Genomic DNA, 7,979 nt, shown 5'->3' with positions numbered 1-7,979 from the left:
ATTTTTGTTTTTTATAAGCTACCCGATGCATCACAGTATCGTGGGATCGTCGATGTGTATAAGAGAAAGGGGGGCGTCGTGAATCGGCGGACGACGTGCGGGAAGGTCGGACGCTACCCGCAGGTCGTGGCGTCGTACCGAGCGTCGAGCGTCGTGACGGCGCCGTCGCCCGTGGTGACGGTGACGGTCGCGATCCCCGCCGGGAGAGCCTTCGCCCGCGACGCGAACGACTGGTACGCGCTCGAGCCGGGTGCCACGGCCGAGAACGTCCTGCCGCCGTACGGCGTCGTGAGGGCGAGGTCCACCGGGGCGCCGCCGCCGTTCGTCGCCCGGACCGCGACGTACGCCTTCCCGGCGAGGCAGCGCGCCGAGGCCTCGACCGAGACGGCCGGGCCGCCGTCGCGCGACTGCGCGAAGAGCCAGTCGAGGACGACCGGGTTCGCGTACGTCGGGATCCACGACGAGTGCGGGTACGCGAGCCGGTCCGGCGTGCCCGTCGTGCCGGGCGAGTACGCGGTGTGGAGCACGTCGCTGCCGGCCGCGCGTGCTTCGTCCCACAGCGCCTGCGCCCGCGCCGCGGCCGCGTCGCGCGGGAGGTTGCCCGCCCACTCGTCGCGCGTGACGACGGCGCCTGCGCGCTGGAGGCCCTCGAGGGCCGTGAGCGTGAGGCCGTACGGCGCCGTCGGGTCGTCGATCGCGTGGTGCACCCAGACCGGCAGGTCGCTGATCTGCGCCGTGAGGTCGGCCGACTCGCCACCTGCGACGAGCAGCGCTCCCGCGAAGAGGCTGCCGTCCTCGGCGAGCAGCGGCCAGCTCGCGCGCGACCCGCGCGAGAGTCCCGTGAGATACACGCGATCGGGGTCGACGGGGTAGTGGTCGACCATGTCCTCGACCATCCCGACGAGCGCCTCGCGCCCGCTGGGCGTGAGCCAGTCCTGGTCGGGCGCGCGCTGCGGGGACAGCACGAACGCCGGGTCGGTGGCCTGCCGCTCGGGCGCGGCGAACGCGACGGAGAGCTGGTTCGCCAGGAGCTGGACGGCGTTGTCGGTGCCGGTCTCGCCCGTGCCGTGGAGCGTGAGCACCAGCGGGTAGAGCGTGCCGTCGTCGGGCGCCTCGCGGTAGGCATGCGGCGTGAAGAGCCGGTACCGGAACGCGTCGCCCGGTCCGTCCCACGCTCCGGCCTCGTACTCGTCGACGACGGGCGTGTCGACCGCCGACGCCGGGACCGGGCCGAGAGACGCGGGCACGGTCGTCGCGCCGACGCTCAGGTCGGCGACCTGCGTCACCGAGTACGCGGCGGCCAGGTCGTAGGTCTGCGTCGTCCCGGAGTAGAACGTCCCGGCCGCGTTGGCGTCGGACGTGTCGAGCTCGAGGACCACCCACTCGCCGGGCGCGGGTTCCTGCCCGGGCGAACCGGCCCCGTCGGGCGCTGCCGCCGTGAAGGCCCGGACCACGGTGCGCGGGCCGTCCGACGACGTGGCCGGCGTCGGGCCGTCGAGGTCGGCCCGGACGGCGAACGCCGTCGGGTCGAGCTCGCCCGCGGGCAGCGGCGCGGAGTAGCGCACCGCGATCGCAACCACCTCGTGCCCGTGCGGGTTCACGACGCCGACGACGCGTGCGTCCGTGACCGTGGGCGTCGCCGTGCTGTCGCGCGTCGTGAACCGGGGCAGCCCCGCGGCGCCGATGCTGTGCTCGTAGAACGTCGCCATGGCCTGCGGCGTGTTGTAGTTCCACGTCCGTACGCCCCACGGCATGGCGAGCGACCAGTCCGGCTGGGCTGCGATCTCGTCCTGCGTCGGGAAGACGAACGTCTCGCCGATGATCATCGGCTTGTCGTCGCGCTGCGCGATGCGCTGCGCCTGCTCGTAGTGCCGCGGCGCGTAGCCCTCGACGTCGTAGAAGTCGACGGAGAGCACGTCGTAGTAGTCCGGGCCGGGGCTGAAGCTCGACCAGTCGTCGGCGTCGTACTCGGGCAGCCCGCCCGCAAGACCTTCGTAGCGGTCGAACTTGGGGTCGCCGTCGGCGAAGCCGTAGTCGTCGGGAAGGTCCTGGACGTTCCAGACCCACACGATGTTCGACAGGCCCTTCTCCTGCTCCAGGTAGTCGTGAACCATCCGGTACAGGCCGGCGCTGCCGTCGAGCCCCGGCCGCCCGCCCCACCAGAACACGTGCTGGTTCATCTCGTGGAACGGGCGCAGCATCACGGTCACGCCCGCGTCCTCGAGCGGCTGGAGCAGGCGCGCGTACTCGTCCATGCGCAGCTTCCAGTTCTCGTTGAGCGCCGTGCCGTCCGTGAGCAGCTCGTCCCACTGGTCCTCGTAGAGGAACGAGTAGATGCGGTTGGGGCTCGGGAGCGTCTCGTGCGCCTGGTCGCCGCCCCAGCCGCCCTGCACCTCCTGGGCCACGGTGTACTGCGGCGGTGAGACGTGGAACATGATCTGCACCAGGTTCCCGGCGTCCCACTGACGGCGGACCTCGTCGATCATGTTCTGCCGGTACGGCACGGTCTGGCCCGTGAGGAAGTCCGCGCTGTACAGCGCCGGGTAGACGCCGAACTCGTTCGCGACGCGCTGGTGCAGCACGTCGTTCGCCGCGGGGTTCGCGTACGACTGGTCGTGGTGCATCGCGGAGAGCATCCCGGTGCCGGTGATCGCGTCGAGGTAGTCGACGACGTCGACCGGCGCGGGCAGGTCGGTCACCTCGATCACGAGGTGGGTGTCGACGTCGACGGCGAACGTCGTGCCCGCGCCGCCGTCCTCGGCCGGGACGAAGAGGCGCACCTGGTGGAGGTCGACGCCGACCGTGCCCTCGGCGCGGAAGTCGCCCTTGGGCTCGGGTCGGGACGCGTCGCGCAGGACCGTCTGGTCGTCGGACGTCCACGTCGCCTGGACGACCCGGGCTCCGTCCGGGACGACAGTGTGCTCGGCGATCAGCGTGAGAAGGTTCCCGGCGCCGTCGGTGCGAAGGTCCGTCACGGGGAAGGTCACCTCCGGGACCGGCGGTGCGACGTCGAACAGCAGGTCGATCTCGTCGACCACGATGGTGCCTCCCGTCCCCGCCCCGACCTGGTTGACGTAGAGCGCGAACGAGGCGATACCGCTCGTGCGCAGGGTGCCGGTGCCGGACTTGGGGCGAAAGTCCTCGACGGGGACGTGTACGCGCTGCGGCGCGGTGGACGTCGGGTCGAACCCGGCGACGTCGTTCAGGTGCGCCTCGAACGACGCGCCGTCGGAGAGCTGGAGGAGCACGTCCTGGCCTGGCGTCTCGTTCGCGATCCACAGCTCGACCGCCCGCAGCCCCGGCCAGTAGCCGTCGACCGCGCGCGACCGCCCGGAGTATCCGTTGGTGAACGAGTAGTCGAACCGCATCGCCGAGCCGAGGTCCTCGCCCCCGGTGCCGAACGGCGAGTCGACGAGCGTCGCGGTGTTCGTCCCGCCGTCGGTGTTGCGCGAGTAGAGCGACGAGAGCGCCGCGTCGTCCGCGTAGCTGTCGAAGTCGTCGAGGCTCACGACGACGGGCCCGTCGTGCGATGGTTCGGCAGCGGGCGGTTCCGTGGTCGCGCCGGGCGACGCCCACGCGGGCGTCGCCGCGAGCGTAAGTGTCGCGAGGAGCGACAGCACCGCGGCCGCGGCTGCGGTGCTCCGACGTGAGCGTCGTCGGGACATGGAGGACTCCTTCGTCCGGTGAGAGAGATGCGCTGACCCAGCGGACGCTAGGGCCTCCGCGTTGTGTATGTCAACGTTGACATGCGTCCCCATCGGCCGGGTGCTTGTGCAAGCAAGAACGGTCTGGCGCGGTTGAGCCACCCCCGTTGACAACGCCGACAATCGGCGCCGCGAGGTGAACCGTCGCTGCGCGAGGTACAACCCCGGTCGGGCGAGGTGGAACCGTCGTCGTGCCCGACGGCGATCGTCCCCGGGCCCCTCGTCGGGTCGCCGTCCGAGGTGGCCGAGCCGCCGAGGGGCGGACGGTCGGTCAGAGCGGCGAGGTGCTGGGGCCGACGAGGCCACCCCGACGACCCGGGTCGACCACGCGCCGTCGTGCGCGAAGCGACCACGGTTCTACCTCGGCGGACCACGGTTCTACGTCGGCCGACGAGGGTTCTACCCCGCGCGGGCGGGGCGCTACCTCGGAGGGCGTTCGCCGGAGCCGCGGGGGACGAGATGGGTGGGGATGCGGACGTGGACCGGTGCGCCCTGCGGGTCGGCGAGCCGTTCGAGTACGCGGCGTGCGGCGGCGCGGCCGAGCTCGCGGGTGTCGTAGGCGACCACGCTGAAGCCGAGCGCGTCGGCGAGGTCGAAGTCGTCGAACCCGACGTACGCCAGGTCGTCCCGGGCCGGACCGAGCGCGCGGACGAGCGCTGCGCTCGCACGGTTGTTGCCGGTGACGATCGCGGTCGGAGGATCCGGCTGGTCGAGGACGTCCAGCACCGCCGCCTCGGTGGTCCGACCACCGGCGTCGTCGAGGCGCTCCCACGGGGTCGGGTCCGTGACGCCCACCTCGCGCAGGGCGTCCCGGTAGCCCGCGAGCCGCTCCGCGTGGGTGTACAGGCCTCCCGGGCTGCACACGAAGGCGATGCGGCGATGGCCGAGGCGCGTGAGCGCCCGGACCGCCTCCGCGGTGCCCTCCCGGTTGTCGAGGACGACCGAGTCGGCGAGGAGGTTGTGCGCGGGCCGGTCGATCGTCACGACCGGGGTGCCGAGCCGGCGCTCGCCCTCGAGGTAGGACTGGTCCTCCGCGATCGGGACGAGGACCAGCGCGCGGACGCGCTGGGCGAGCAGGGTCCCGGCGACGCGTTCCTCCTCGGCGGGGTCGTCCTCGGTCGCCGTGAGGACCATCGTCAGACCGTGCTGCGCGAGCTCGCGCTCCATGCCGGCGGCGACCTGGAAGTAGAACGGGTTGGTGATGTCGCCGAGCACGAACCCGACGGCGGACGAGACCCCTCCGTGGCGGAGGTCGCGCGCGAGGAGGTTGGGCCGGAAGCTGAGGCGTGCGGCGGCCTCCTCGATGCGGCGCCGGGTGCCGGGGGAGACGTTCGTGCTGCCGTCGTAGACCCGTGAGACGGTCTTGGCGCTCACACCGGCCAGTCGCGCGACGTCGGCCAGAGTGGCGCGTTGCTGCGGCTTCTGCACGGGCCGACCCTAGCAGCGGCGACGCGGGCGGGCGGCCGGACGCTGCGGCGTCCGGCCGGTTGCCGCGGCCCGTGCCGACGGGCCGGCCGGTTGACAGGTGAAGCGCTTCAGTGCAGCGTGTGGGCGACGGCACGGGGGCCGTCCCGACGACGAGGAGAGCGCACCATGGCCCGGATCACGATCGCGGACATCGCCCGGCGGGCAGGCGTGTCCACGGGTGCGGTGTCGTACGCGTTGAACAACCGGCCGGGCGTGTCGGCCGAGACGCGGTCGCGCATCCTCGGTGTCGCGGCCGAGCTGGGCTGGGAGCCGAGCTCAGCGGCACGCTCGCTGTCGGGGGCGCGCACGGAGACCGTGGGCCTGGTGCTCGCGCGCGACCCGAGCACCCTCGGCTTCGAGTCGTTCTACATGCAGTTCATCGCGGGCATCGAGTCCGAGCTCGCCGCGAGGTCGTACGGCCTGCTCCTCCAGGTGGTCCCCGATCTCGACGCCGAGCTGCGCGCCTACCGCAAGTGGCGGGCCGCGCGCCGGGTCGACGGCGTCGTGACCGTGGACCTCCGCCTCGACGACCCGCGCGTGGCCTGGCTCTCCGAGCCGGACGCGATCCCGGCCGTCGTCGTGGGCGACCCGGCGCTCGCCGGTGACCTCACGAACGTGTGGACCGACGACGCCTCGGCCATGCGCGAGTCTGTCCGCTACCTGCACGCCGTGGGTCACCGGCGCATCGCGCGCGTCGCGGGGGTCACGAGCTTCGGGCACACGCACATCCGTGACGAGGCGTTCCGCGAGGAGGTGGCGCGGCTCGGCGTTCGGGGGGAGATCGGACGGACCGACTACACGGCCGACCAGGGGGCGAGCGCCACGCGCACGCTCCTCACGGGGCCGGAGCGGCCGACGGCGATCATCTACGACAACGACGTCATGGCCCTCGCGGGCCTCGGCGTGGCGAGCGAGCTGGGCGTCCGGGTGCCGGCGGACCTGTCGATCATCGCCTGGGACGACTCCCCGCTGTGCCAGGCGACGTACCCCCGGCTGTCGGCCCTGAGCCACGACGTGACGCGCTTCGGCGCCCACGTCGCGAGGCGGTTGTTCGACCGCATCGACGGCCGGACGGGCGGGAGCTTCCTGGACTCGACGCCGACGCTGCGCCCCCGGGGCACGACCGCGCGCCGCGCCGAGGACTGACGCCGGCCCGGGCGCACGGCCCGCGCGGAGAGGTCCGTCCGAGGGCCCGGCGCGCCCGGGGTGCACGTTCTCGTCGTCGTGATCGAACCGTGACCGAGCGTCGTTGACTTACGGCAACTTAACCGCTTCACTCGTCCTCATCGACATCGGACTTGATCATCCGGTGCACCAGATGGCCATTCGGCTTAAGCGCTGTATCCGCATCGGGGCGGCGCGCACTGTCAACGACGACGAGAATGAGGGATCGAGATGGCGAAGAGGCGCATCCTTGCCGCGAGCACGGCCGCGGCCGTGGTGCTCGTGCTGGGAGCCTGCTCCGGTGGCTCCACCGGTGGGGGCGACGGGGACGGCGACGGCCCGTCGGGGACGATCACCGTCCTGACGAACCGCACGGACATCGTCGACACGGTGCTCCAGGACTACGTGACCGAGTTCCAGAAGACCTACCCGGACGTCGACGTCGAGTTCGAGGCGGTGACCGACTACGAGGGCGACGTCTCGATCCGCCTCAACTCGGGCGACTACGGCGACGTCCTGCTCATCCCCAACACGGTCGACGCGGACCAGCTCTCGACCTTCTTCGAGCCCCTCGGGACGGTCGACGAGCTCGGCGAGGAGTACCGCTTCATCCACGACAAGGCGTACGAGGGGCAGGTCTACGGGCTCGCGACGTTCGGGACCGCGATGGGCTACGTGCTCAACAAGCCGGTCTGGGAGAAGGCAGGGATCACCGAGCCGCCCGCGACGCCCGAGGAGTTCCTCGACGCCCTGAAGGCGATCAAGGACAGCTCGCCCGACACCGTCCCGTACTACACGAACTACGCGGACGGCTGGCCGCTCACGCAGTGGCAGTCCAACCAGGGCTCGATCGACGGCCCGGAGGCCGTGAACCTGCGCACCGAGCAGGACGCGCCGTGGACCGAGGGCGAGGAGCAGTACGCGATCGACTCCCTCCTCTACGACGTCGTGGAGGCCGGCCTCTCCGAGCCCGACCCGACCACGACGAACTGGGAGGAGTCCAAGAACCTCGTCGGCACCGGCCAGGTCGCGAGCATGGTGCTCGGCTCGTGGGCCGTGACGCAGATGCAGGACGCCGCGGAGGCGGCGGGCAACCCGCGCGAGGACATCGGGTTCTGGCCGATGCCGTGGCAGACGGACGGAGCGTTCCACTCGACGGTCGGGGCGGACTACAAGCTCGCGATCTCCAAGCACTCGGAGAACAAGGAGGCCGCCGAGGCGTGGCTGTACTGGTTCCTCGACGAGTCGGGCTTCGCCGCGAGCCAGGGCGGGCTCGCGCCGCAGGTGGGCGGCGAGTCGCCGGAGATCCTCGCGGACTTCGAGACGTTCGGCGTCGAGGAGGTCGAGATCGCCCCGGCGCCGGCGGGCGAGGAGAACCTCCTGGCCGACATCTACAACGCCGCGGAGATCGACCTCAACGGCGACCAGTTCCGGCGCCAGTACATCGACGTCGCGCGCGGCGCCGCGGACGGCGACAAGGCGTCGTTCTTCGCCGACCTCAACGACCGCTGGGCGACGGCCCGCGCCGAGGTCGTCGGCTGACGAGGCGGGCGGGGGCGGGGGCCCCGGGGCGGGGGGCCCCGCGCGGGGGGCGCGGGCTGGCAACCCCCCCCCCCGCGCCCCCCCCGCCCCCCCCCCGCGCCC

4 protein-coding genes are annotated in these 7,979 nt (G+C 72.2%); 2 read left to right on the top strand and 2 right to left on the bottom strand.

Annotation, left to right across the window (positions count from 1 at the left end; translation table 11 throughout):
* Positions 1 to 113: 113 nt before the first annotated feature.
* On the bottom strand, positions 114 to 3,665 hold the full coding sequence (locus tag ACFWH7_RS19895; RefSeq protein WP_378219207.1) for a glycosyl hydrolase: 3,552 nt from the start codon (positions 3,663 to 3,665) through the stop codon (positions 114 to 116).
* A gap of 459 nt (positions 3,666 to 4,124) precedes the next feature.
* Positions 4,125 to 5,132 carry a LacI family DNA-binding transcriptional regulator gene (locus tag ACFWH7_RS19890; protein ID WP_378219205.1) on the bottom strand — a complete coding sequence of 336 codons (1,008 nt, stop codon included), beginning with the start codon at positions 5,130 to 5,132 and terminating at the stop codon, positions 4,125 to 4,127.
* A gap of 165 nt (positions 5,133 to 5,297) precedes the next feature.
* Between ACFWH7_RS19890 and ACFWH7_RS19885 the strand changes: the two genes are divergently transcribed.
* Positions 5,298 to 6,317 (top strand): LacI family DNA-binding transcriptional regulator, encoded by a 1,020-nt coding sequence (locus tag ACFWH7_RS19885; RefSeq protein ID WP_378219203.1) that lies wholly within the window; start codon positions 5,298 to 5,300, stop codon positions 6,315 to 6,317.
* Between the two features lie 249 nt (positions 6,318 to 6,566).
* Complete coding sequence (locus tag ACFWH7_RS19880; protein WP_378219201.1) at positions 6,567 to 7,877, top strand: ABC transporter substrate-binding protein; 1,311 nt, start codon at positions 6,567 to 6,569, stop codon at positions 7,875 to 7,877.
* Positions 7,878 to 7,979: the final 102 nt, after the last annotated feature.

Source organism: Cellulosimicrobium cellulans (genome assembly GCF_042723955.1).
Lineage (GTDB): Bacteria > Actinomycetota > Actinomycetes > Actinomycetales > Cellulomonadaceae > Cellulosimicrobium > Cellulosimicrobium cellulans_H.
The sequence above is the reverse complement of the archived record's forward strand: the minus strand, read 5'-3'. Positions and strand labels throughout refer to the sequence as shown.

Coding starts and splice junctions, on each gene's coding strand:
- ACFWH7_RS19880 (WP_378219201.1), top strand. CDS start 6,567: ATGGCGAAGAGGCGCATCCTTGCCGCGAGCACGGCCGCGGCCGTGGTG.
- ACFWH7_RS19895 (WP_378219207.1), bottom strand. CDS start 3,665: ATGTCCCGACGACGCTCACGTCGGAGCACCGCAGCCGCGGCCGCGGTG.
- ACFWH7_RS19885 (WP_378219203.1), top strand. CDS start 5,298: ATGGCCCGGATCACGATCGCGGACATCGCCCGGCGGGCAGGCGTGTCC.